General features: G+C 68.1%; 18 protein-coding genes. 5 read left to right on the top strand and 13 right to left on the bottom strand.

Going from position 1 to position 22,269, the window contains the following annotated elements:
• Window positions 1–18: 18 nt before the first annotated feature.
• Together ACLJO0_RS22480 and ACLJO0_RS22485 are read right to left on the bottom strand one after the other, a co-directional pair.
• Entirely contained in the window at window positions 19–1,374 is a 1,356-nt protein-coding gene (locus tag ACLJO0_RS22480) for a phosphomannomutase/phosphoglucomutase (protein ID WP_410580398.1), read from the bottom strand.
• 72 nt (window positions 1,375–1,446) lie between these two features.
• Window positions 1,447–1,800, bottom strand: coding sequence for a DUF3499 domain-containing protein (locus tag ACLJO0_RS22485; RefSeq protein WP_073848429.1), 354 nt, complete (start codon window positions 1,798–1,800; stop codon window positions 1,447–1,449).
• Between the two features lie 116 nt (window positions 1,801–1,916).
• Here ACLJO0_RS22485 and ACLJO0_RS22490 point away from each other — a divergent pair, with 116 nt between their 5' ends.
• Window positions 1,917–2,348, top strand: a complete 432-nt coding sequence (locus tag ACLJO0_RS22490) for a metallopeptidase family protein (RefSeq protein WP_125792884.1) — start codon at window positions 1,917–1,919, stop codon at window positions 2,346–2,348.
• Between the two features lie 322 nt (window positions 2,349–2,670).
• On the opposite strand, the gene ACLJO0_RS22495 is transcribed toward ACLJO0_RS22490, so the two are convergent.
• Complete coding sequence (locus tag ACLJO0_RS22495; protein WP_410580399.1) at window positions 2,671–5,943, bottom strand: glycosyltransferase; 3,273 nt, start codon at window positions 5,941–5,943, stop codon at window positions 2,671–2,673.
• Window positions 5,944–6,075: 132 nt separating this feature from the next.
• Entirely contained in the window at window positions 6,076–6,459 is a 384-nt protein-coding gene (locus tag ACLJO0_RS22500; RefSeq protein WP_007028952.1) for a WhiB family transcriptional regulator, read from the bottom strand.
• Between the two features lie 171 nt (window positions 6,460–6,630).
• Between ACLJO0_RS22500 and ACLJO0_RS22505 the strand changes: the two genes are divergently transcribed.
• The gene (locus tag ACLJO0_RS22505; protein WP_410580711.1) at window positions 6,631–7,392 is read left to right on the top strand and encodes a site-2 protease family protein; all 762 of its coding nucleotides are present in this window, start codon (window positions 6,631–6,633) and stop codon (window positions 7,390–7,392) included.
• A gap of 4 nt (window positions 7,393–7,396) precedes the next feature.
• On the opposite strand, the gene ACLJO0_RS22510 is transcribed toward ACLJO0_RS22505, so the two are convergent.
• The 3 genes from ACLJO0_RS22510 to mshB are packed head-to-tail and all read right to left on the bottom strand — an operon-like array spanning window position 7,397 to window position 9,436.
• Window positions 7,397–8,188 (bottom strand): hypothetical protein, encoded by a 792-nt coding sequence (locus ACLJO0_RS22510; protein ID WP_410580400.1) that lies wholly within the window; start codon window positions 8,186–8,188, stop codon window positions 7,397–7,399.
• Window positions 8,181–8,606, bottom strand: coding sequence for a hypothetical protein (locus ACLJO0_RS22515; protein WP_410580401.1), 426 nt, complete (start codon window positions 8,604–8,606; stop codon window positions 8,181–8,183). Before ACLJO0_RS22515 ends, ACLJO0_RS22510 begins: the two co-directional genes overlap by 8 nt.
• Window positions 8,603–9,436, bottom strand: coding sequence for an N-acetyl-1-D-myo-inositol-2-amino-2-deoxy-alpha-D-glucopyranoside deacetylase (gene mshB / locus ACLJO0_RS22520; protein ID WP_410580402.1), 834 nt, complete (start codon window positions 9,434–9,436; stop codon window positions 8,603–8,605). The genes ACLJO0_RS22515 and mshB overlap by 4 nt, the downstream gene beginning before the upstream one ends.
• A gap of 158 nt (window positions 9,437–9,594) precedes the next feature.
• On the opposite strand from mshB, the gene ACLJO0_RS22525 reads away from it, so the two are divergent.
• The gene (locus ACLJO0_RS22525; RefSeq protein WP_199748829.1) at window positions 9,595–11,376 is read left to right on the top strand and encodes an ABC transporter ATP-binding protein; all 1,782 of its coding nucleotides are present in this window, start codon (window positions 9,595–9,597) and stop codon (window positions 11,374–11,376) included.
• A 314-nt stretch (window positions 11,377–11,690) separates the two neighbouring features.
• Here the strand turns inward: ACLJO0_RS22525 and ACLJO0_RS22530 are convergent, their stop codons facing one another.
• The 5 genes from ACLJO0_RS22530 to typA all read right to left on the bottom strand — a co-directional run bounded on the left by ACLJO0_RS22530 (window position 11,691) and on the right by typA (window position 20,205).
• Window positions 11,691–12,623, bottom strand: coding sequence for an ABC transporter permease (locus ACLJO0_RS22530; protein WP_125791939.1), 933 nt, complete (start codon window positions 12,621–12,623; stop codon window positions 11,691–11,693).
• Window positions 12,616–13,632 (bottom strand): ABC transporter permease, encoded by a 1,017-nt coding sequence (locus ACLJO0_RS22535; RefSeq protein WP_125792879.1) that lies wholly within the window; start codon window positions 13,630–13,632, stop codon window positions 12,616–12,618. The genes ACLJO0_RS22530 and ACLJO0_RS22535 overlap by 8 nt, the downstream gene beginning before the upstream one ends.
• A 182-nt stretch (window positions 13,633–13,814) precedes the next feature.
• Complete coding sequence (locus ACLJO0_RS22540; protein ID WP_410580403.1) at window positions 13,815–15,620, bottom strand: ABC transporter family substrate-binding protein; 1,806 nt, start codon at window positions 15,618–15,620, stop codon at window positions 13,815–13,817.
• Window positions 15,621–15,907: 287 nt separating this feature from the next.
• Entirely contained in the window at window positions 15,908–17,617 is a 1,710-nt protein-coding gene (locus ACLJO0_RS22545) for an ABC transporter family substrate-binding protein (protein WP_410580712.1), read from the bottom strand.
• A gap of 665 nt (window positions 17,618–18,282) precedes the next feature.
• On the bottom strand, window positions 18,283–20,205 hold the full coding sequence (typA, locus tag ACLJO0_RS22550; protein WP_125791936.1) for a translational GTPase TypA: 1,923 nt from the start codon (window positions 20,203–20,205) through the stop codon (window positions 18,283–18,285).
• 233 nt (window positions 20,206–20,438) lie between these two features.
• Here typA and ACLJO0_RS22555 point away from each other — a divergent pair, with 233 nt between their 5' ends.
• A complete protein-coding gene (locus ACLJO0_RS22555) occupies window positions 20,439–20,597 on the top strand; it encodes a hypothetical protein (protein ID WP_007028942.1) in 159 nt (52 codons plus the stop codon).
• 10 nt (window positions 20,598–20,607) lie between these two features.
• Here ACLJO0_RS22555 and ACLJO0_RS22560 read toward each other — a convergent pair whose 3' ends face one another.
• Window positions 20,608–20,907, bottom strand: coding sequence for a YciI family protein (locus ACLJO0_RS22560; RefSeq protein WP_125791935.1), 300 nt, complete (start codon window positions 20,905–20,907; stop codon window positions 20,608–20,610).
• 312 nt (window positions 20,908–21,219) lie between these two features.
• Between ACLJO0_RS22560 and trpS the strand changes: the two genes are divergently transcribed.
• Window positions 21,220–22,185: a tryptophan--tRNA ligase gene (trpS, locus tag ACLJO0_RS22565; RefSeq protein WP_410580404.1), complete on the top strand. Its 966-nt coding sequence runs from the start codon at window positions 21,220–21,222 to the stop codon at window positions 22,183–22,185.
• The last annotated feature ends 84 nt before the right edge of the window (window positions 22,186–22,269 follow it).

Below are 22,269 nucleotides of genomic sequence, written 5' to 3' on the forward strand. Positions count from 1 at the left end.
GTTTTCAGGACACATTCGTTACCCACGGACGATCGCCAATACGTCTTCGGTCAGCGCCCGGACGGCCTCGGCGTCGGCGGCCTCGACGTTCAGGCGGAGCAGCGGCTCGGTGTTGGACGGCCGAAGGTTGAACCAGCCGCCGCCGGGAAGCTGCACGGTGAGCCCGTCCAGTTCGTCGATTTCGACCCCGTCACGGGCACCGAACGCGTCCTTGACCGCCATCATGCGCGCGACCTGGTCGTCGACCGTCGAGTTGATCTCACCGGAGGCCGCGTAGCGCGAGTACTCCGCGGTCAGCTCGGACAGCGGGCCCGTCTGCTCGCCGAGGGCGGCGAGGACGTGCAGCGCGGCCAGCATGCCGGTGTCGGCGCGCCAGAAGTCGCGGAAGTAGTAGTGGGCGGAGTGCTCGCCGCCGAAGATCGCGCCGGTCTTGGCCATCTCGGCCTTGATGAACGAGTGCCCGACCCTGGTGCGCACCGGCTTGCCGCCGTGCTCGGCGACGATCTCCGGGACACCCTTCGACGTGATCAGGTTGTGGATGATGGTGCCGCCCGGCTCCTTCTCCAGCTCCCGGATCGCGACCAGCGCGGTGATGGCGCTCGGCGACACCGGCTCGCCGCGCTCGTCGACGACGAAGCAACGGTCCGCGTCGCCGTCGAAGGCGAGACCCGCGTCGGCGCCTTCTTCGCGCACCTTCGCCTGGAGGTCGACGATGTTCTTCGGGTCGAGCGGGTTGGCCTCGTGGTTCGGGAAGTTGCCGTCGAGCTCGAAGTACATCGGCACGACCTCGATGGGCAGGCCCGCGAAGACCGTCGGGACGGTGTGGCCGCCCATGCCGTTGCCTGCGTCGACGACGACCTTCAGCGGGCGGCTGCCGGACAGGTCGACGAGATTGCGCAGGTACGCCGCGTAATCCGCGAGGACGTCCTTTTCGGTCACCGAACCGCGCTGGCCCACGAAGGCGGGTACGCCCTGCTCGACGGTGTCGCGGATCTCCGCGAGACCGGAGTCCTGCCCGACCGGGGCGGCGCCGGAGCGGCACAGCTTGATGCCGTTGTACTTCGCGGGGTTGTGGCTGGCGGTGAACATGGCGCCCGGCAGGTTGAGCGATCCGGACGCGAAGTAGAGCTGGTCGGTGCTGGCGAGGCCGATCGACACGACGTCGAGGCCCTGCGACGTCACACCGTCGGAGAAGGCGGCGGACAGCTCGGGCGAGGAGTCGCGCATGTCGTGGCCGATCACCACGGAGTCGGACTCCGGCTTGATCAACAGGGCGAAGGCCGATCCGAGGTCGCGGACGAGTGCCGCGTCCAGCTGCTCACCGACCACGCCGCGAATGTCGTAGGCCTTCACGATGCCCGAAAGGTCTGGCACGCCTGCTCCCCGCCAATAGTCTCGTTACAACGCCCTCTGGCGCGCTCGAAAGCCTACCGGCGGTCCCCCGCGTCAGGCTCGGCCGGGCAGGACGCGCAGGTGGCCGCGCCTGCCGGAGGGGCCCTCGGGTTCGGGCTCGGGCGCGGGCTTGTCGGAACGGCCCGCTTCACGCACGGCCTCGGCCAGCGCGGTCAGCTCGTCGGCGGACGGGTCTGGAGCGGCGAAGGCCCCTTCGTGCCGGACGACTTCCCAGCCCTTGGGCACGGTCAACCGGAGCGCGTGGGCTTCGCAGAGGTCATAGGAGTGCGGTTCGCTCGCGGTGGCCAGTGGCCCCACGACGGCTGTCGAATCGCTGTAGGCATACGTGAGCGTGGCGACAGCGGGTTCGAGACAACCCGTTCGCGAACACTTTCGTACGCTCCGCACGATCGAGAACGATAGCGCGTCGCGGGCCGGGCGTACCGGCGACACGCGCTTTGATTCGCCGAGCGCGTACCCTTCGGTTCGTGGCGACGGCTCGTGATTCCCGACAGCGACGGCGGATGCGCCGGGACCGGCACGGCCGGGGCCTGCGCGGAGCGCTGTATCCGTCGACCCTTCCCGCCGCCGCTAGCAGGGCGGAAAGGTTCGACGCGCTGGTTTTGGACGCGCTCGAACCGATCGAAGCGCGGTGGCGGCACGAGCTGACGAAGCTCGACGTCGCCGTCGACGACGTCCCCGAAGTTCGCTCGGATGGCGCACCGACCGGAGTGGACGGCGTGTTGCACGACGGCGCCGTCCCGCTGTCGCGGCTCGTGCCCGCCGGCGTCGACCGCGCCGGCCTCCCGACGCGCGCCCGCATCGTCCTCTACCGCCGCCCCCTCGAAGCGCGCGCGAAAGACCCCGCCGAACTCGCGGAACTCGTCCACGACGTCCTCGTCGAACAAGTGGCGGGCTACCTGGGCGTCGAACCCGACGTCATCGAAGGCGAATAATCCTCACCCTCCGTACCCCAGCCCCCGCCCTTCCCCGGGGGGCGTCCCCAGCCCAGCGTATCGCAGGGCAGCGACGGGACCTGCGGAAACGGGACCGGAGGGCGAAGTTGCCCACAAGGGGAACGGGCTGTGGACAACTCGGGGACAGGCCGCTCTAGAGGGTTCCGGATGTCGCATTTGGGTCGCTCAGCGTCTCGAATGCGACATTGGGAACGCCGAAGCGCGGGCCCGAGACCACGGCCGCGCCCCGAACGTCCTGAAGGGCACCTTTGAGACGCTCAACGTCTCAAAGGGCACCTTCAGGACAGCGAAGCCGAAAGCCTCAAGAAACCGTGGGTCGCCTCCGCGTAGGCACGGCGGTCAGCAGCGTGAACAGCACCGCCGCCACCTGCGCCAGCAGCAGCAGGTTCCGCGTGGTGCCCTGGTGCTCCACCACCACCTCCGAAGGCGTAGCCGGCACCGAGACCGCCACCTGGTGGCCCCAAGCCCGCACGATCGGCACGGCTTTGCCGTCGACGCTCGCCTGCCAACCGGCCTCGAACTCCGCGGCCAGCACGAGCAGCCGCCCGGTCGGCCCCTCCGAGACGCGCACCCGCACGTCCGGCAGCCCGGCCTGCACCGGAGCCACCCCGGGCGACGCGCCGGGCGCGCCCTTCCCGGTCACGGCGGCCTGCGCCAGTTCCGGGGAGATCAACGCCACCTGCCCACCGGCCGGCACCAGGCGAAGCACCGGCCGCCCGTCCGAAGTCGGCGCCGCCGGGGCGACCAGGTCACGCGCGAGTTCGACGAAAGCACCGCCGTCGGCACCGCTCGGCAGAACGACATACGAGACCCCCGAGGCCAAAGCCGCCGCGAACGCCTGTTCGACCGCGTCCGGCGAGCCTTGGAGCAGATCCCGGCGCCACGACGCCAGCCGATCGGCGCTGCCGGGTGTCGGCGCGAGTTCGTCGTCGCCGTAGAACGGCGACCGCCCACCGGTCTGCCGCACCGGCTCGGCCAGGGAACCCACCACCAGCACCGAACGCCCGCTCGCGGCCAGCTCCGCGGAAATCTCCGAAGCGAGCGAAGGACGCTCACCCGAACGCAAAGGTCCTTCCCGTCCGGCGACGACCGCACCGGTCGCCAGCGCGAGCAGCACCAGCACCCCGGCCACGGCCGTGACCTTCGCCAGCCACGGCGCCGGGTCGACACCGGACCCGCCCCGCTGCCAGGTCGCCAGCACCGTCCACAGCAATCCCGCGCTGATCACCAGCAGCGGCACCCCGGCGTATCCGGTCGCGTGCGCGCCGCCCGACATCGGCGTCACCGCCACGAACCGCACCGCCACCAGGCCGAGCACCCCCAGCACGACGACCGCGACACCGCCGCCCGCGCCCTTCGAGGGCCGGACGACCAGCGCGACGATCGCGGCCGCGACCAGCGCCACCCCGATCGGCCACGCGCCGGGACCGCCAGGGTCCAGTCCGGCGAGGTCGGCCCCGGACGCGGCCGTGGCACCACCGCCGAGACCGTGCAGCAGCAGTTCCGGATGCCGCAGCAGCACACTCGGCCACGGCAGCAGCAACGCCAGCGGCAGGAAGACCACGATGCCGACCGACGCGATCCGCCGCGCGAGCCCGGTCGGCGAAGGCAGCACCACGAACCCGATCACCAACCCGACCACGGCCAGTGCGTGCGCCAGCGGTGAGAAGGCGCCGATCAGCGCCAGCCCGATCGCGCTCAGCGCGGAAACATGCAGCCATCGCGAGTCCGCGCGGACCAGCAGCCCGACGATGCCCGCGATCACCAGTGGCAGCAGCAGATGCACGACGACGACGTCGAGCCGTCCCTGTGCGACCGAAGCCGTCGCCGCGGGTAGCACGCCGTACGCCGCAGCGACGACGGCCCGAACCCAGCGACGCACGCGAAGGTGCCGAGTGGCGGCGTACGCGCTCAGGGCGGCGAGCGGGATGTCGCCGATCAGCAGGATCGCGACCAGCGCCGCGGGTCCACCGATCGGCGTGAAGATCGCGCCGAGGGTGCCCAGCACCGGCAGCGTCGCGGGCGCGGGACTCGCCGTCCCGCCGGCGACCGCGTGCCACGGCGCGAGATACGACGACCAGATCTCGCCGAGCCCGCCGACCGGCAGCAGCTTCCCGCCGAACAGATCCAGCCCGAGCCGGGAACCGTTGACCACCAACGCGAGCGCCGTCAGCGCCACGAGCACGATCACCGGCGGCGCGAACACGGTGGCGCCGAGCACGCGTTTCCGGTCGACCTCGACGAACACGAGTTCCGGTTCCGTCCGCCGGCCGCCGTCACGCGGCACCGGGGACGGTTTCGGACCCTCCGAAGTGGATTTCTCGGGAACCGCGACAGCGACGACCGCGCTGGGTCGCCGCAGACCCGTCCCCCGCGAGCCGACCCCGCGCATCGCGCCCGCGGGCAGCGCGCCGGGCCCGACGGGACGATCCTGCCCGGCCTTCACCGCCTCCGGCGGGATCCAGGCCCCTTCCTGATCCGCGCTTTCAGGCACCGTCCCGAGCGCGAAATCCCGTTCCACCCCACGCCGGACGAGACCGACGACACCGGCGCGGACGGCGTTGCGCAGCCGCGTCATCCGCCCGGTGAACAGACCGCGGACACCGCCGGTCTTCCGGCGTCCGGCGCGGGCCGCGCGCAGCCCGCCGCGACCGCGCAGCAGGTACCAGGTGGCCGCGAGTTCGGCGCCCGCCTCGCCGGTGCGCCGCAACAGCAGGAACGCCAGCGCCCGCAACACCGCGAAGACCGGAATTCGAAAAAGGCCGAACCAAAAGGACAGTGGGGAGCAATTGACGAGGAACACCCGGAGCCCGTGCGCGCGGTTCGCCGTCGCGAGGGGGAGGCCGAGGGCGTCCGGTTCGCGTTGTCCGGTGCTGAGCGCGCGAGCGTGCCGAAGCCGGGCCGCCGGCACCGAAAGCACGCGGCCGCCCGCGGCGTTGGCACGCCAGCCGAAGTCGAGATCCTCGCGCAGCAAGGGAAATCCGGGGTCGTAGCCGCCGAGGTCATGCCAGACTTCGCGCCGCACCAGCGATCCCGCGCTCGGCACGGCGAGCACCGCGGTGTCGGTCTCGTCGGGTGAGATCTGTTGCCGGTGGCCGATGGCGTCGGTCGACAGCCCGGCTTCGACGATGAGCCGCGGATCGCTCCAGTCAACCGCGAGCGGACCGAGCACCGTCGCCTCGGGCTCGTTTTCGGCCGCTGCCAACAGATTTTCGAGACAGTCGGGTTCCGGCGCGCAGTCGTCGTGCAGCAGCCAGAGCCAGCCGCCGGGATCACCCCAGCGTTCGACGGCGTGCTCGACGGCCTCGCCGACGGCGGCGCCGAAGCCGACTTCACTGGAAAGTGTGAGAATTCCGTCCAAGACCGGCGCTTCGCCGACAGACGCCGCGTCGGCGAGGATTTGCGCGGTCCGGTCAGTGGAACCGGTGTCGACCGCCAGGATGTGCCGCGGCCGGACGCCGCTGCGCCGCAGCGCGGAAAGCGCCAGTGGCAACCAGTTCTCGCCGTTGTGACAGACCACAATGGCCAGTACGGGGACCGTGCGCAGCGCAGGTGACGCGGCAGTGCGAGACAACGGGCACTCCAGATGTGGCGGCGAAGTCGAGTGCCGCCACCCTACGACGCGACCCTGTCACCCGTTGGTGGCCCCACTATGTGGAAGCGGGCAGAAGCGATCTCCGGCGCACGGGGCCACCGGAGATCGCCGTCACACAGCTCGCTTTTTCAGTTTCCTACGCTCACGTTCGGAGAGCCCGCCCCAAATACCGAACCGCTCGTCATGCGCGAGGGCGTACTCGAGGCACTCGTCCTTGACCTCGCAACCGAGGCAGATCCGCTTGGCTTCGCGGGTGGAGCCGCCCTTCTCCGGGAAGAACGCCTCCGGGTCCGTCTGCGCACAGAGGGCCCGTTCCTGCCAGTCCTGCTCTTCCGCGGAGGCATCGTCGAAAAGCTCGGTGAGATCGCCCAGTTGCTGCTCCGGGACCTCACCCCAACCCACGACTTGCCCCCATTCCCTGCCATCTGCTTCCAACCGCACGTCCGCCTCCTCGCTGTCCACGCACTCCCCAGGCTGGCGGTGTTGAAACACCATCCGCCGCCCCCTTCCAGCGACGAATGACATCACTGTGATTACACCCGTGTAGTGCGGTCAGGTCAAGCGGAGTAGCGAGTTCGGGGGATACCCGCGCCCCATCGCGCAAGGGGACACGCCGAGAACTTCACATCGGGCATACGGAAGACTGGAGGGGTGCAGAGATCAGCAGTGCGGCCAAGCCCGATCTTCCTCGGCATCCTCGCGGTCACCGTCCTGGGCGGTGTACTGGCGGCTTTCGGTGACACGACCACTATTTCCAGCCAGAAGTACGACCCGCTCATCATCATCGGCGTCGTCCTGCTCGTCGCGGGCGGCTGGGTCGCGTCACTGACGCTCCACGAGTTCGGCCACGCGGTCGTGGCGTTCCGCGGTGGTGACAGCAGCGTCGCCCACAAGGGTTACCTGTCCATGGACGTCCGGAAATACACGGATCCGGCACTGTCCATCATCCTGCCGTTGGTATTCCTCTTCATCGGCGGCATCCCGCTGCCGGGTGGCGCGGTCTGGATCGAACACGGGCGGCTGCGGTCGCGAACTGTCCAGTCGTGGGTGTCGCTCGCCGGGCCGCTGAGCAACCTCGGCGTCGGCGTGGTGCTGACGCTTCTCGTCGCGCTGGTGCCGATGTCGTCCGGTCTCGTGATCGGGATCTCGTTCCTGGCGCTGCTTCAGATCGTCACGTTCATCCTGAACATCCTGCCGATCCCCGGTCTCGACGGCTGGGGCGCGATCGAGCCGTACCTTCCGCCCGGCGCGCGCGAATTCGGCGCGAAGGCCCGGATGTGGGCGCCGATCGCGCTGTTCGCCGTGCTGTTCCTCCTACCCGGAGCCAGCTCGTTGCTGTGGCAGGGGTCCTATGCCGTCTTCGACTCCGTCGGTGGGTTCACGCTCGCCGCCCAATACGGATACAACGCGTTCATGTTCTGGAAGTGAGCGGTCACTCGCCTTCGGGGTGCTCGGTGAACCATTCGTGCGCCCGCTTCCAGACGCGTTTGAGGCCGGAGCGCTCGCCGAGGTAGTCGCCCGCCATGCCGACCACCGGCAGCTTCCCGAGCGCACGGTGGAAAAGGCGGCCACGAGGCCGCTTCTCGAGTTCGTCGACGATGCCCAGCAGTCCCCTGCCGAGCCGCCACAGCGTGCTCGCGGCAGCCTTCAGAGTGATCTTGCCGTGCTTCTTCTTCGCGTCGTCGAGTTCTTCGGTGAGCTTCGCCGCTTCGTCGTCTTCGGCGACCTTGTCGTGTTCGGCGTGTTTGCCCGCCGCGATCACGGGGTCGATGTCGCGTTCGAAGAGCACCCACGCGATCAGCCGGACCCGGGCGCCGACGTCGGTCACGCCGTACTCCCCCGCGATCGCGCACAGCAGCACTCCTTGTGCCGCCGAGCCGAGCGCGTCCTGCACCGGCAGCCGGTCGGCGAGCGCGCCGCCGAGGCCGGGGATCGCGGTGATCAGCGCGGTGAACCGGCCGACCCGGTTCACCCACCAGTCGGTCCGCTGGTAGTTCGACATCTCGGCCCACGCCGCGGTGCCGGGCACCTTGACCGAGGTGATCCCGTTGAGCAGCTTGTCCTTCAGCCCCGGTTCGACGCCGTCCAGATCCTCGTGGCGACGCCCCCGGGCCTGCAAACCGAACGGATCCGCGTCACGCAGCGCGTCGACCATCGGCCCGCAGGCGCGGACGAACGGCCGCAGCACCGCCACGACCTGGCGGTCCGAAATCGCTTCACCCACTGCTGACTCCCTTCGCGACCTTCGCCGCACTGCCCAGACCGCCACCCAGCGCCAGCGCTCCCGGCAGCGCCCCGCCGCCGATCAGCAGCAGTGCGCGCCAGTCCTGTATCAGCACCAGATCACCACCGGGACCGGTCACGCCCATTCCGAGTACGACTAGTACCCAGACGAGCAGCGGAATCACCGAAAAGGAGGGCCGCACCACTTTCGCGGTCGTCCGCACCAGCACCGGGGTGGTGATCACCGCGAGCACCACGGTCACCGGCATCGGGAAGTCACCGAGCTTCGGCAGCACGATCCCGTCGAGCCGGAGCGGCAGGAAGAACAGTTCGAGCAACCCGAGCAAGAAGGCGTCGAAGGTCAGCAAGGCGAGCAGCAGCCGCTGTCGCGAAGTGAGCGGCGGTGACGGCACGGTCACTTGGCGAGTCCCCCGAACAGATCGGCCGCGGCACCTTCGGCCGGTCCGTACGCGAGCACGAAGTACTCGTTCGGGGTGATCGGCTGCGCGACGTCGTTGCTCAGCGCGAAGTGGTCGGCGAGGGCGGGCACGCTGACCTGGGTCTCGTGCGCCCGCAGCGCGGCGGCCTTCGCCGGGAGGTGCGCGCCGACGTCGAGGACGGTCGTGATGGTCTCGTCCGGCGTCACCGGCAGTTCGCCGTCTTCCGGGACCCGGAACGACGAGCGTCCGCGCAGCGCGGCGAGCCCGGCCGCGACCGCCTCGCGAGAAGAAACAGTGTGGAAGACCCGTTCGACCGATTCGGCCTTCGGCGCCGCGGCCATGGTGACCTCGTGCGCGCGGATGTGGTCGGGATGCCCGTAACCCCCGAAAGCGTCATACGTGACGACGACCTGGGGCCGGACCTCGTCCAGGATCTCCGCGAGCTGAACCGCCTGCTCGTCGAGGTCACCACCGGTGAACGCGCGTGGATGGGCCGCGGACGGCGTCCCGGCCATCCCCGAGTCACGCCAGCGGCCGATGCCGCCGAGATACCGGTGCCGGGAGACGCCCAGCGCCGCGCAGGCCGACGCCAGCTCGCCCGCGCGGTAGCCGCCGAGCTGATCGGAAGCCCACGAACCGAGCCCGCCGAGGGACGGCGGGATGATCTCGCCTTCCTCACCGAGAGTGCACGTGACGACGGTCACTTCGGCGCCTTCTGCCGCGTAGCGCGCGATGGTGCCGCCGGTGGTGATGCTCTCGTCGTCCGGATGGGCGTGTACGAGGAGCAATTTGGGCCGGTCGGAGATCACGGCTTGAAGACTAATTCGAACACGGCGCGCTTTCCTTTATAGGGTGTCGGGAACGGAAGCCGGAGAGCACCGACCTTAGTCGGGCGACTCTCGGTTATCCTCGCGCGAGTCATGGCCGATGCGCCGTGACCATATGTACCCCCACGAAGGGCATCTTGGTGAGCACTGAAGCAGCATCGTCGGACCTCGGCGGCGTGTCGGGTTCGGTTCTGTCCATCTCCGACCTGAGCGTCTCGTTCCCGACCGACGACGGCGTGGTCGACGCCGTCAAGGGCATCGGATTCGACGTCAAGCCGGGCGAGATCGTCGCGGTGGTCGGTGAGTCCGGTTCCGGCAAGTCGGTGACCTCGATGTCGGTGCTCGGGCTGCTCCCGAAGACGAGCCGGATCGCCGGCGAGCTTCGCCTCGGCGACCGCAACCTGGCCGATCTCAAGGAGAAGGACCTCCAGAAGATCCGCGGCAACCAGGTCGCGATGATCTTCCAGGAGCCGATGACCGCGCTGAACCCGGTCTACACCGTCGGCTGGCAGCTGCGCGAGGCGCTCCGCTCGCACCAGGACATCTCGAAGGAAGCCGCCGACAAGCGCGCCATCGAGCTGCTCGAGATGGTCGGCATCCCGAACCCGCCGCTGCGCTTCAAGCAGTACCCGCACCAGCTCTCCGGCGGTCTGCGGCAGCGTGTCGTCATCGCGATGGCGATCTCGTGCGACCCGAAGGTGATCATCGCCGACGAGCCCACCACGGCCCTCGACGTCACCGTGCAGGCGGAGATCCTCGGCCTGCTGCGCAAGCTGCGTGACACCCTCAACACCGCGATCGTGCTGATCACGCACGACATGGGCGTCGTGGCCGACCTCGCCGACCGCGTGGTCGTGATGTACCAGGGCAACATCGTCGAGCAGGCGCCGGTGCGCGACCTGTTCGCGTCGCCGCAGGTGGAATACACCCGCAAGCTGCTCGCCGCCGTTCCCGTGCTCGGCCAGCGCCCCGAAGGACGCCGCCTGCTCGACGACTCCGGCATCGACGCCGACAGCGACGAGGCCTCGAAGATCGCCGAGGAGATCCGGCTCGCCGACGCCGAGCTGGAGGCCGTGATCGAGGCGGATGCCCCGGCGCTCGAGATCAAGAACCTCGTGCTGGAGTACCCGGGCCGCCGCGGCCAGGCGAAGAACCGCGCGGTGGACGACGTCTCGCTGAGCATCGCCAAGGGCGAGATCGTCGGCCTGGTCGGCGAATCCGGTTCCGGCAAATCGACGGTCGGCCGCTGCGCGATCCGCCTGCTGACCCCGACCTCGGGCACCGTATCGATCGCGGGCAAGGACATCACGAACATGTCGAACAAGGAGCTGCGCCCGCTGCGCCGCTACTTCTCGATCGTGTTCCAGGACCCGGCGTCCACACTGGACCCGAAGATGACCATCGGCGAATCGATCGCCGAGCCGATGGTGCTGCACAAGTTCCTGCAGGGCAAGGCCCTGAACGAGCGCGTGGCGTCCCTTTTGGACAAGGTCGAGCTCGGCGGCCACTACCGCAACCGGTACCCGCACGAGCTGTCCGGCGGCCAGCGCCAGCGCGTCGCCATCGCCCGGGCGCTCTCGCTCGACCCGGCGCTGCTGATCGCGGACGAGCCGACCTCGGCGCTGGACGTGTCGGTGCAGGCCCGCGTGCTGGACCTGTTCCTCGACCTGCAGCGCTCGCTGCAGTTCGCCTGCCTGTTCATCAGCCACGACCTCGCCGTCGTCGACCTGCTGGCCGACCGCGTCGCGGTGATGCAGTACGGCAAGCTGGTCGAGGTCGGCACGCGTGACCAGGTGCTGCACTCGCCGCGCGAGGACTACACCCGTCGTCTGCTGTCGGCCGCTCCGGTCGCGGACCCGGTGCTGCAGGCCGAACGGCGTGCGGCCTGGCAGGCGGGCAAGCTCGCCCCCGTGGCCGACTGACCTCTGGCAGTACGCGAAGGCCCCCTTCACCGCGTCCGACGCGGTGAAGGGGGCCTTCGCGTAGCTACGGCACCGTGTGTCCGGAGCCGGATCACACGTGATTGAAGCCGTAACTCGCGTGATTGGAGCCGTAACTCGCGTGTTTCCAGCCGGATGTACCGGTTCGGCCCTCAATCACGTGAGTTACGGCTCCAGACACGCGAGATACGGCTTCAAACACGCGAGTTACGGTCTGGAGCCCGGTCGTGAAGCGCGTGAAGGCCCCCTTCCCTCGGCTGAGCCGAGGGAAGGGGGCCTTCAGCGCGCGGAGAAGATCAAGCCTTCATGCGGCGCTGGCGCGGGTCGAAAGCGTCCCGCAGACCGTCACCGATGAAGTTGATCGTCAGCGAGATCAGCACCAGCACGACGAACGGGCCGAAGAACAGCGCCGGCCGGTTCTGCAGCTGCGAGTAGTTCTCGAGGATGACGCGGCCGAGCGAGGTGTCCGGCAGCTGCACCCCCAGTCCGATGAAGGACAGCGCCGCCTCGATCAGCACGGCCTGCGCGATCGCGAGGGTCGCGTTGACCGTGATGAGGCCGACCATGTTCGGCACCAGGTGCTTGAACACGATGTGGAACGTCCCGGCGCCGGACGCGCGGGCGGCGTCCACGAACTCGCGCTGGGACAGCGACATCGACTCGGCCCTGGCGATACGGGCGATCGGCATCCAGCCGAAGGCCGCCAGCACCATCGCGACGATGTACCAGCTACCACCGCCGAACACCTTCGCCAGGATGGCGGCCGCGGCGATCTGCGGGACGATCAGGAACAGGTCCGTCACGCGCGAGATGGCCGAATCGGTGAAGCCGCGCAGGTAGCCGGCCATGGCGCCGAAGACGGTGCCGATGGTGGTGGCGACGATCGACACGATGAGCGCGATCAGCAGCGAGTACTGGGTGCCGCGCAGGATCTGCGACACCATTTCCTTGCCGACCTGCGTCGTGCCGAGCGGGTAGTCCCCACTGGGCTTGGCGAAGGACGGGAAGGAGCTGTCCTCGTAGCTGTACGGCCAGAAGATCGGCATGATGATGACGGTCAGCACGAGCAGCAGCAGGATGCCCGTGCAGATCATCGCCAGCTTGTGCCGGAGGAACTTGCGCAGGACCAGCTTGCCCTGGCTCCGGGGCTCGGGCAGTGCCTCGTCCGGAAGCTTGCCATCGGCGGACTTGGAGTCTTCCGCCGCGATAAGGGAGTTCAAGTCAGCCAACGCGAATCCTCGGGTCCAGGATGCCGTACATCAGGTCGGCGATCAGGTTGGCGACGATGATGCTGCTGGCGATGAGCACCAGCCACCCCATCATCACCTGGGTATCGCTCTTGGTCACGGCTTCGACGAGCAGCTTGCCCATGCCATTCCAGTTGAACACCGTCTCGGTGATGATCGCGCCCGAGAGCACGGCACCGAAGTTGACGGAGAACAGGGTGGTCACCGGGATGAGCGCGTTCCGGAAGGCGTGGCGGAAGATGACCCGGCCGTTGGCGAGTCCCTTCGCGCGTGCCGTCCGCACGTAGTCCGCGTTCAGCGTCTCCAGCATCGAAGCGCGCTGGAACCGGCTGTACGCGGCGAAGCTGATCGCCATGATGGACAGTGTCGGCAGCAGATACGCGCCGACGTAACTGGCCAGGAAACCGCCTGGACCGTCGAAATTGAGCGATTCCGGGCTCGTGGTGCGGATCCACGGGTTACCGAGCACATCGGACAGTCCCAGATCCCGGACCCAGCCGTTGAACTGGATCGCGTAGCCCTTCAGCACGATGGCGACACAGAAGATCGGCATCGAGAACAGCAGGAAGGCCAGCGTGGTGGCGATGTAGTCGAGGATCGAGTACTGCTTGACCGCCGCGACCACACCGACGAGGACGCCGAGGACGAGCGCGAGGATCTCGGCTCCGACGACGAGCTTCAGGGTGACCTCGAACGCGGCCATGACCTTCGGGAACACCGGGGCCTGCGCGTTGCCCTGGGCGATGGAAACGCCCCATTCGCCAGTGACGAAGTTGCCGAGCCAAGTGAAGTACCGGGGCACGATGCTCTGGTCCAGCCCGAGCTGCGAGGCCATCTGCGCGATGGCTTCCTTGCTCATGGCCGGGTTGCTCTTCATCTCGGCGAGCGGGTCGCCGGTGCCGGCGACCATGATGAAACACAGGAAAGTCCCGACCAACAGGACGGGAATCGATATCGCCAGACGGCGAAGAATGTAGATCACCAGGTTCAACGAACTGCTCCTCATCCGGGCCTGGTCGCCGAAGTGCTGGACCGCTGCCCGGTTGTCCACCGTAGTGGCGGTAACCCTACGGTCAACAGCTACTTCCGGCGGGTGCGGGGGCCCGGCTTGTGGCCGGGCCCCCGCACCACCAGGATCGCGTAAGCGAGTGGTGAAAAAGCGGGGCGCAAGCCCTACTTCTTCTGCTCCCACTCACCGGCGTTCCACAGGACACCGTTGTACGACTGCATGTAAGTGCGGTCGATGCCCTTGAACGCCCACATGGACGGGGTCTGGAACAGCGGCAGCGTCGCGTACTCGTCCGCGATCGCCTGGTCGGCCTTCTGGTAGCTCTCCAGCTGCACCTTCTCGTCGGTGGCCTTCACGGCCGCCTCGAAGGCGGAGTCGATCGTCGGGTTCGACAGACCCTGGTAGTTCTGGCTGCTGTCGTCGACACGGGTGATGTAGATCGACTTCTGCTCGGCCTTGAACGGAGCGGCGGACCAGCCGAAGAGCGCGGCGTCGTAGTCGCTGGCCGCGAGACGGCCACCCTTCAGGAAGTTCGCGTCCTGGTCGTCCGTGATCTCGATACCGGCGGCCTTGGCCTGCGAGATGATGATCTCGACGGTCTGCTGACGGCGGGCGTTCTGGTTGTGCGAGATCTTGAACGACGCGCGCTGGCCGTCCTTGGCGAAGATACCGTCGCCACCCTTGACCCAGCCGGCGTCGGTCAGCGTCTTGGCCGCGGCCTCGGCGCCAAGACCGGCCTTGCTGCTGTACAGGTCCTTGAAGCCCTGCTCGCCCGGCATGAACACGATGCTGTTCAGCGGGGTCGCGTCGGCCTGGACCTCCTTGAGCAGCTTGTCGGTGATCTCCTGGCGGTTCACGACCTCGAAGAACGCCTTGCGCAGGTTCTTGTCCTTGAACATGCGCTTGTAGTTGAGGTCGATGTGCTCGAAGGTCAGCTGCGAGGCCGAACCGTAGGTGACGCCCTGTGCGGAAAGACCCTTCAGGGTGCCGGCGGCGGTGGCGTCGGGCTGGGTCGAAGCGGCGATGTCGATCTCACCGTTCTGCAGCGCGGTCGCCATGGCCTTGGTGTCCTCCATCGCCTTCACGACGATCTTGGAGGGGCCACCCTTGCCACCGATCCAGTTCGGGTTCTTCTCGAGCGTGACGGCCTTCTGGTTGGCGTCGAACGCGGTGATCTTGTACGGACCCGAAGCCGGCATGTTCTCGGCCTTGAAGCCCTTGAAGCCGTTGGTCCAGAAGTCACCGGCCTTCGCCAGCTGGGCCGCGTCGCTGGTCGGCGTCAGCTTGGTGATGTCGGCGACGCCCGAGTTCTTCTCGACGATGTGCGCGGGCATGATCGCGGTCGAGTTGAACAGACCCTTGTAGTCCAGGTACGGCTCGGTGTACTTGGTCTCGAAGGTCAGGTCGTCCTTGCAGACCGCCGAGTTGATCAGCTGGTAGCCGGTCGTCGAAGCGGCGAGGAAGGCCTGCTTGCCGTCCGAGGTCTTGGCGGCACCGGAGTGCGCCAGCCACGACAGGTACATGTCGTCGCAGTCGAACGCCTCGTTGTCCGACCACTTCACGTTCGGCTTGATCTTGTAGACGACGGTCTGCGGCTCCTTGGAAGTGACCTCCCAGGAGTCGAACACGTCGTTGTTCAGCAGCACCTTGTTGTTGCCGTCGAGCACATCGGCACCGGCGAGCACGGAGGTCAGGATGTAGGTGTTGTACGACGTGTTGGTGTCAGGCGTGTCGTTGTTGTAGCCCGAGTACCCGTCGTCGATGCCCACCGTGACGGTGCCTTCGTACCCCGGGGTGTCCGCGAGCTTGAAGTTTTCGCCGTTCTGCGCCTTGCCGACCGCCATGCTCTTGATGTCGGTCGACGACCCGTTCTGGTCGGAACTGCCGCTGTCGCCACCGCTGCATGCGCTCAGCACAAGCGCGGAGGCCGCGACCAGCGACCAGGCGGAGACTGCCTTGGACTTCCTCATGAAGTGTGCCCTCCTAGCACTGGGTTCCTGAGATCGGAACAGGACCCCACACCGCTCCGGTGAGATGGCCCGGAGCCTATGACACGCCAAGCAACACTCATTTGGCGCACTGCGGGTGCACGCTAGAAAGGAAATGCACGAACAGTCACCAGTTACGGGGGGATCGTGACCAAAGGGTAACTTGCGGCTGACTTCGAGAAATACAGTGGTTACCTTGAGGAATCAGTCCGCCACTCGAACGTGCCGGGAAAGGTCACCCTCCAGGGTCGGACTCGGACTCGAAACGGCTACTTCGGACCCCGCGTCCAGTTCACCGCGGACCCGAAAGGGCCCACCATAGGAGGACCTGCGGTTACCCCGGAAATACCGGAGCCGATGGCGAGGGTATCGGCCAGCTGGAACAACGGAATGGCAACATTCCGACGCCACAATTCCGGTTCGAGGGCCGAAAGCGCGTCGGCGACCGGGGTGGCGCCGGTCAGCGCGGCGTCGATCGACGGCTGCAGGGCCGGGTCGCAGAAGCCCAGCGGGTTGCCGGGGACGACGGCCTTGGTCTTGTCGGTGAGCTGATCGGGACGGCAGCCGAAGGTGGACGCCAGCGCCGAAGCGACGTCCGCACCCCCCTTGACCTGGCCGATCACCGCGATGTCGATACCGACGTTGCCCGCGCCCTCCGGGGTCGTCTGCTGGATCCCGTTGAGTACCGGCATGGCCAGCAGCGTCGAGAACAGCTCCCTCGGCTGCGGCGCGATCGCGTTGACCTCGATCCCGGCGGCCACCAGTTGCGCCGTCAGCTCCTTGGCGATCGTCGCGTACGGCTCCTGTTTGGCGGGCGAGGCGACGACCAGCGAAAGGTTCTTCCCGTTCTTGCGCCAGGTTCCGGCTTCCTTGGTGTATCCGGCGGATTTGAGCAGTTCCTCGCCCTTGGCCGGATCGGCCGCCGACGGCGGTCCCGGTGCCGGGATCGTCGGCTGGAAGCCGGGGGCCGAGGGGACGCGGACCTGGGCGTCGGCGCGGAGCTTGTCCGACGGGCCGCCGTCGGTCGCCTCGGCGATCAGCTTGCCGCGGTCGATCAGCGCGGTGACGCCTTCGCGCACCTTCGGATCCGACAGCGTCGAACTCACCGGCCGCAGGAGGATCTGCGCGACCGTGGGGCGGGCGACCGTGTGCAGCTGGACGGCGGAGCCGAGTTCGCCGAGGCGTTTGAGGCCGGTGCCGTCGGTCCTGGTCATCGCGAACTGGTCGTTGCCGCTGCGCAGGGCGGCCAGTGTGCCGTCCTGATCGGCCGCACGGAGCACGATCCGGTCGAGTGCGGAGGGTTTCTCCCAATAGCGCTCGTTGCGCTCCAGAGTGACCTCTCCGCGCGCGGTGTCGAGGCCCTTGATCGAGTACGGCCCGGCGACGGCCGGGAAGGTCGTCGCCAGCGCGCCCTGCCACCCGTTCGGGGCGTCCTTGAGCAGATGGGCGGGCAGGAGGTTGTTGAAGAGCGTCTGCCAGCCCGGGTACGGCTTGGCGAAGGTGACCTCGACCCGCTTGCCGCCTTCACGCGACTGGATGTCCGAGATCAGCCGGTAGCCCGCGGCGCCGATGACGCCCGGCTGGTCGCGCATGGCCTCGCGGAGGTACGCGAAGTCCTCGGCGGCGATCGGCGCGCTGTCGGACCAGGAGGCGTCCGGGCGGATCGTGTACGCGACCGTGAACGGCTGCTGTGACACGACCTCGGCGGACTTCATGAGGTTCTTGTCCAGCTCGAAACTGCCGTCGTCCTTGGGGCGGAACACCGACGGGAGCAGCAGTTGCGAGAGCGCCGACGTCACCTGGGACGCGTCGGCGAGGTTGTGCGGGTTGTAGCCGCCGAGGACGTCGTCCACACCCACCACGACCTGCGAAGGCGTCTTCGTGGTCGACGTGCTCACCGGGGAGGCCGAGGAGCTGACCACCGGCGGCGGCGGGGTGTTGCTGCAGGCGGCGAGGAGCACGGCCGCGCACGCCAGCATGGGTGCCGCTGTGTTCACTACCCGCACGCCTGGATCCTCCTGGTTTGTCCCTCGCCCCGTCGCCATAGAGCTATCACGCCGGGCATGGCCTCGGCAGCGAGATTCCCATATCGGCCCGGCCGTCGCCCGACCGGCCGCCGCCTCCTCCGGTGGACGTCCGGGAGGCCCCGAAGGTTCCTGTCCGGGCCGAAGCATTTCGCCGGCGCCGGATCGCGTTCCTCCGGCAATGGGTTCCGCAAACCCGGAACATTCCGGAACGCCTCGCCGGAATGTTCACCACCGGACGATTGATGACCGAAACGATCGCGAACTCGAGTCCTATCCGGACGCATTCGGGTTCTTTTGTTTCGCGCCGGTCCGGATCCGCGTTCTCGGCCGGGTTCACGTCACCGGTGCACCGGCCCGTTCCGGTGATGTGAACACCGTCCGAAAAGGAGCTCGGCTTTCCGGCGAAATTGTCGGGAAAGGACCTTTCCTTAACCGGGAACGCCCGATCGAATACGGTGTGTGACCGCGTTCGGAGCCGAAAAAGCCGGAGGGCGCCTACTCACGGTGAGTGAGCAGACGCCCTCCGGCGCAGACGTGGAGCCCAAGGCGGCAGAACTCGGCAGCGACTGTCCACAAAGGACGCGCGTGGGCCGGACACGACCCACCTTGGCCTCTGGTCAGCCGCGGTTCTTGTTGCGGTTGCGCTCCTTGGCGCGCTGGTTGACGTCCAGCGTGACCTTGCGGATCCGGACGACGTCGGGGGCGACCTCGACGCACTCGTCGACGGAGCAGAACTCCAGCGCCTCTTCCAGGCCCATCTTGCGCGGGCGGGCCAGCGTCTCCATCACGTCGGCGGAGGACTGACGCATGTTGGTCAGCTTCTTCTCCTTGGTGATGTTGATGTCGAGGTCCTCGGCGCGCGGGTTCTCGCCGACGACCATGCCCTCGTACACCTCGGCGCCCGGCTCCACGAAGAAGGTGCCGCGGTCGGCGAGCTGGATCATCGCGTACGCGGTGATGGGGCCCGAGCGGTCGGCGACCAGCGAACCGGAGTGACGGGTGCGGATCTCGCCCGCCCACGGGAAGTACCCCTCGAACACGTGGTTCGCGATACCGGTGCCGCGGGTCTCGGTGAGGAAGTCGGTGCGGAAGCCGATCAGGCCGCGTGCCGGGAGGACGTAGTCGAGCTTGATGCGGCCGGAGCCGTGCCCGCCCATGTGCTCCATGCGGCCCTTGCGGGCGGCCAGCAGCTGCGTGATGCCGCCGAGGTGCTCCTCCGGGGAGTCGATCGACAGGCGCTCGAACGGCTCGTGCAGCTTGCCGTCGATCATCTTGGTGACCACCTGCGGCTTGCCGACGGTCAGCTCGAAGCCCTCGCGGCGCATCTGCTCGACGAGGATCGCCAGCGCCAGCTCGCCACGGCCCTGGACCTCCCAGGTGTCGGGGCGCTCGGTCGGCAGCACCTTGATGCTGACGTTACCGATCAGCTCCTGGTCCAGCCGGGCCTTGACCAGTCGGGCGGTGACCTTGTCGCCGCCGCTGCGGCCTGCCAGCGGCGAGGTGTTGACACCGATGGTCATCGAGATGGCGGGCTCGTCGACGGCGATCCGGGGCAGCGCCTCGGGGTTCTCGACGTCGGCCAGGGTGTCGCCGATGGTGATCTCGGGGATGCCTGCGATGGCGACCAGTTCGCCCGCGCTGGCCTCGGTCGCCGGGACGCGGGTGAGCGCCTCGGTGACCAGCAGTTCGGAGATGCGGACGTTCTGGATGGTGCCGTCCTCGCGCATCCAGGCCACGGTCTGGCCCTTGCGCAGGTTGCCGGAGTGGATGCGGATGAGCGCGATCCGGCCGAGGAAGTTCGAGGCGTCGAGGTTGGTGACCAGCGCGCGCAGCGGGCCTTCGCGGTCGGCGAAGGGCGGCGGCACGTGGCGCATCAGGGTCTCGAACAGCGGGTCGAGGTTCTCGCTCCCGGGCACCGCGCCGTCGGCGGGCTGTTCGAGGCTCGCCTTGCCCGCACGGGCGGAGGCGAAGACGACCGGGAGGTCGAGGATCGCGTCGAGGTCGGCGTCCTCGATGTCACCGGCCAGGTCGAGCAGGAGGTCGTGGGTCTCCTCGACGACCTCGGAGATCCGGGCGTCGGGGCGGTCGGTCTTGTTGACCACGAGGATCACCGGCAGACCGGCCTCGAGGGTCTTGCGCAGCACGAACCGGGTCTGCGGCAGCGGCCCCTCGCTGGCGTCCACCAGCAGGACGACGCCGTCGACCATGGCGAGGCCGCGTTCGACCTCGCCACCGAAGTCCGCGTGGCCGGGGGTGTCGATGACGTTGATCGTCACCGGGCCGTTCTCGGTCTCGCGGTGGATGGAGGTGTTCTTCGCGAGGATCGTGATGCCCTTTTCGCGTTCGAGCTCCCCGGAGTCCATCACGCGATCGACGAGTTCGGCGCGTTCCTCGAAGGCCCCGGACTGCCGGAGCATCGCGTCGACGAGGGTCGTCTTGCCGTGGTCGACGTGTGCGACGATGGCGACGTTGCGCAGGTCGGGCCGGGTCTTGCCGGACGAGCGGCCGGCATCGACTGCGGTGGCGCTGGCTGCGGGCACGCGAAGGCTCCAAAGGTTTCAAGTTCGGGTGTGGTGCCCGCGCCGCCCCGAGTGCTCACGAGTGGCTCGATCGAGTTGCTCATTGACGCGATCGGGTAACGTCGGCCGACTTTGGCCATACGCGGACCACACCAGGGTACCTGTAGCCGAACTGTGAGCACCCCCACGCCCCAAGATCGGTTAGCCTCACCTAACGTGGGTGTGTCGCCGACGCCGTCCGACGAGGAGTGCGAGTGGGCAAGAAGCTACCCGACGATCCGCACAAACTCGTGCGCAAGTGGATGAAGTCCGGCAAGGTCAAGAAGAAATGCTGCAGGTCGAAGTCGCGGTGCGGCAAATGCCCCGTCCTCGCCTTGAAAAAGGCGAAGACGAAGATCGCGAAAGCGGCTTAACGGATCGTCCTCAGTGCACCACCGCCTCGTTGATCGCCCGCAGTTCCGGAGCGGTGCGGGTCGGCGAGAACTCGATCACCTCGTAGGCGGCCATGTGCTTGATCGAGAAGGGGTCGGTCGCGAGGAGCGCGTCCAGCTTTCCCCTGGCCATGGGCCTGGTGATGATGACGCCGCCGATGCGCGGGTTGCGCCTGCCGGAGGCGAGGAAATTGCCGTGCTCGTACTGTTTGGTCAGCCACTCGGCGTGATCCGGGAGCACGTAGTCGATTTCTTCGATAGGGGCGGTGTAGGTCAGCAACACGACGAACATGAGAAGACGGTAGACCCGGATCCCCAATGTGACGGGCGTACTGCGCCGGCCGATATGAAGTGTTGACGCTACGTGCCCGTAATGAGTGACTCTTCCCTTCTTTTCACTCCGCATGTAGTCCTTTGGACGACGGCTTGCGCGGGGTGGGTAGGATCGTCGGCATGCGCACGCAGAACGCCCAGTGGTGGCCGCCCTCCGGCGGCCCCGAAGTCCTGCGCTGAACCAGACGAGCGCACCACCAGGCCGCCCCACCGGGCGGCCTTTTTCGTGCCCGGACCCTGGGGCGGCCCGAATCCGAGAGGAAGAAGGCAGATGATCAGGTTGTCCGGGATCACCCCGTCCGGCCACGTCCACGTCGGGAACCACCTGGGGGCCATTCGGCGCTGGGCGGACGAGGGCGGGCCGGACGACCTGTACTTCGTCTCCGACCTGCACGCGATGACGAACTCGCACAATCCGGCGAAACTGCGCTCGATGGCCTCCGAGCAGCTGGCCGTGCTGATCGCGGCCGGGATCGAGCCGGACCGCGTGTTCGTCCAGTCCGACATAGCCCGCGAGCTGGGCGCCCTCAACTGGGTCCTCGAGTGCACCTGCAACTACGGCGAGGCCGCCAGGATGATCCAGTTCAAGGAGAAGTCGAAGGGACAGGCCGGGGTCCGGCTGTCCCTGCTGACCTATCCGGTGCTGATGGCGGCGGACATCCTGCTGCAGGGCGCGGACGAGGTCCCGGTCGGCGAAGACCAGCGGCAGCACGTCGAGCTGGCGCGAACGCTCGCGAAGCGGTTCAACTCCACCTACGGCGACGTGTTCACCATGCCGAAGGCGGTGCTGCCGCCTGCCGGGGCGCGGGTCATGGACCTCGCCGAGCCGACGCGGAAGATGTCGAAGTCGACGCGGGAGGAGGCCGGGGTGATCTTCGTGCTCGACGAGGCCGACCACGTCAGGCGGAAGGTCAAACGCGCGAAGACCGATGGCGGGTCGAAACCGGCCTACGCGCCGGAAACCCGGCCGGGGATGGCGAACCTGTTGGACATCCTCGCGGCGTGCGTCAAGGAGAAACCCGAGGTCCTCGCGGACCGGTTCGACTCCTACGGCCAGGTCAAGGAGGCCGTCGCCGAGGCGCTCATCGAGGAGCTGCGGCCGGTCCGGGAACGCGCACTGGCGCTGCTGGCCGACCCCGGCGAACTGGAGCGGGTGCGCAAGGCGGGCGCCGTCCGGGCCGCGGAGCGGGGTGAGCACCGGTTGCAGTCCGCGCTGCGGCTCATCGGCGCAGGCTGAAGGGTCCGACCTGGACATCGTCGACTACCCGAAGGGGCAGGGGGTCGGCGGTTCGGCTCACTCGCGGGCCGGTCCGTGAAGGCC

The organism is Amycolatopsis sp. lyj-108 (assembly GCF_046549005.1).
Lineage (GTDB): Bacteria > Actinomycetota > Actinomycetes > Mycobacteriales > Pseudonocardiaceae > Amycolatopsis.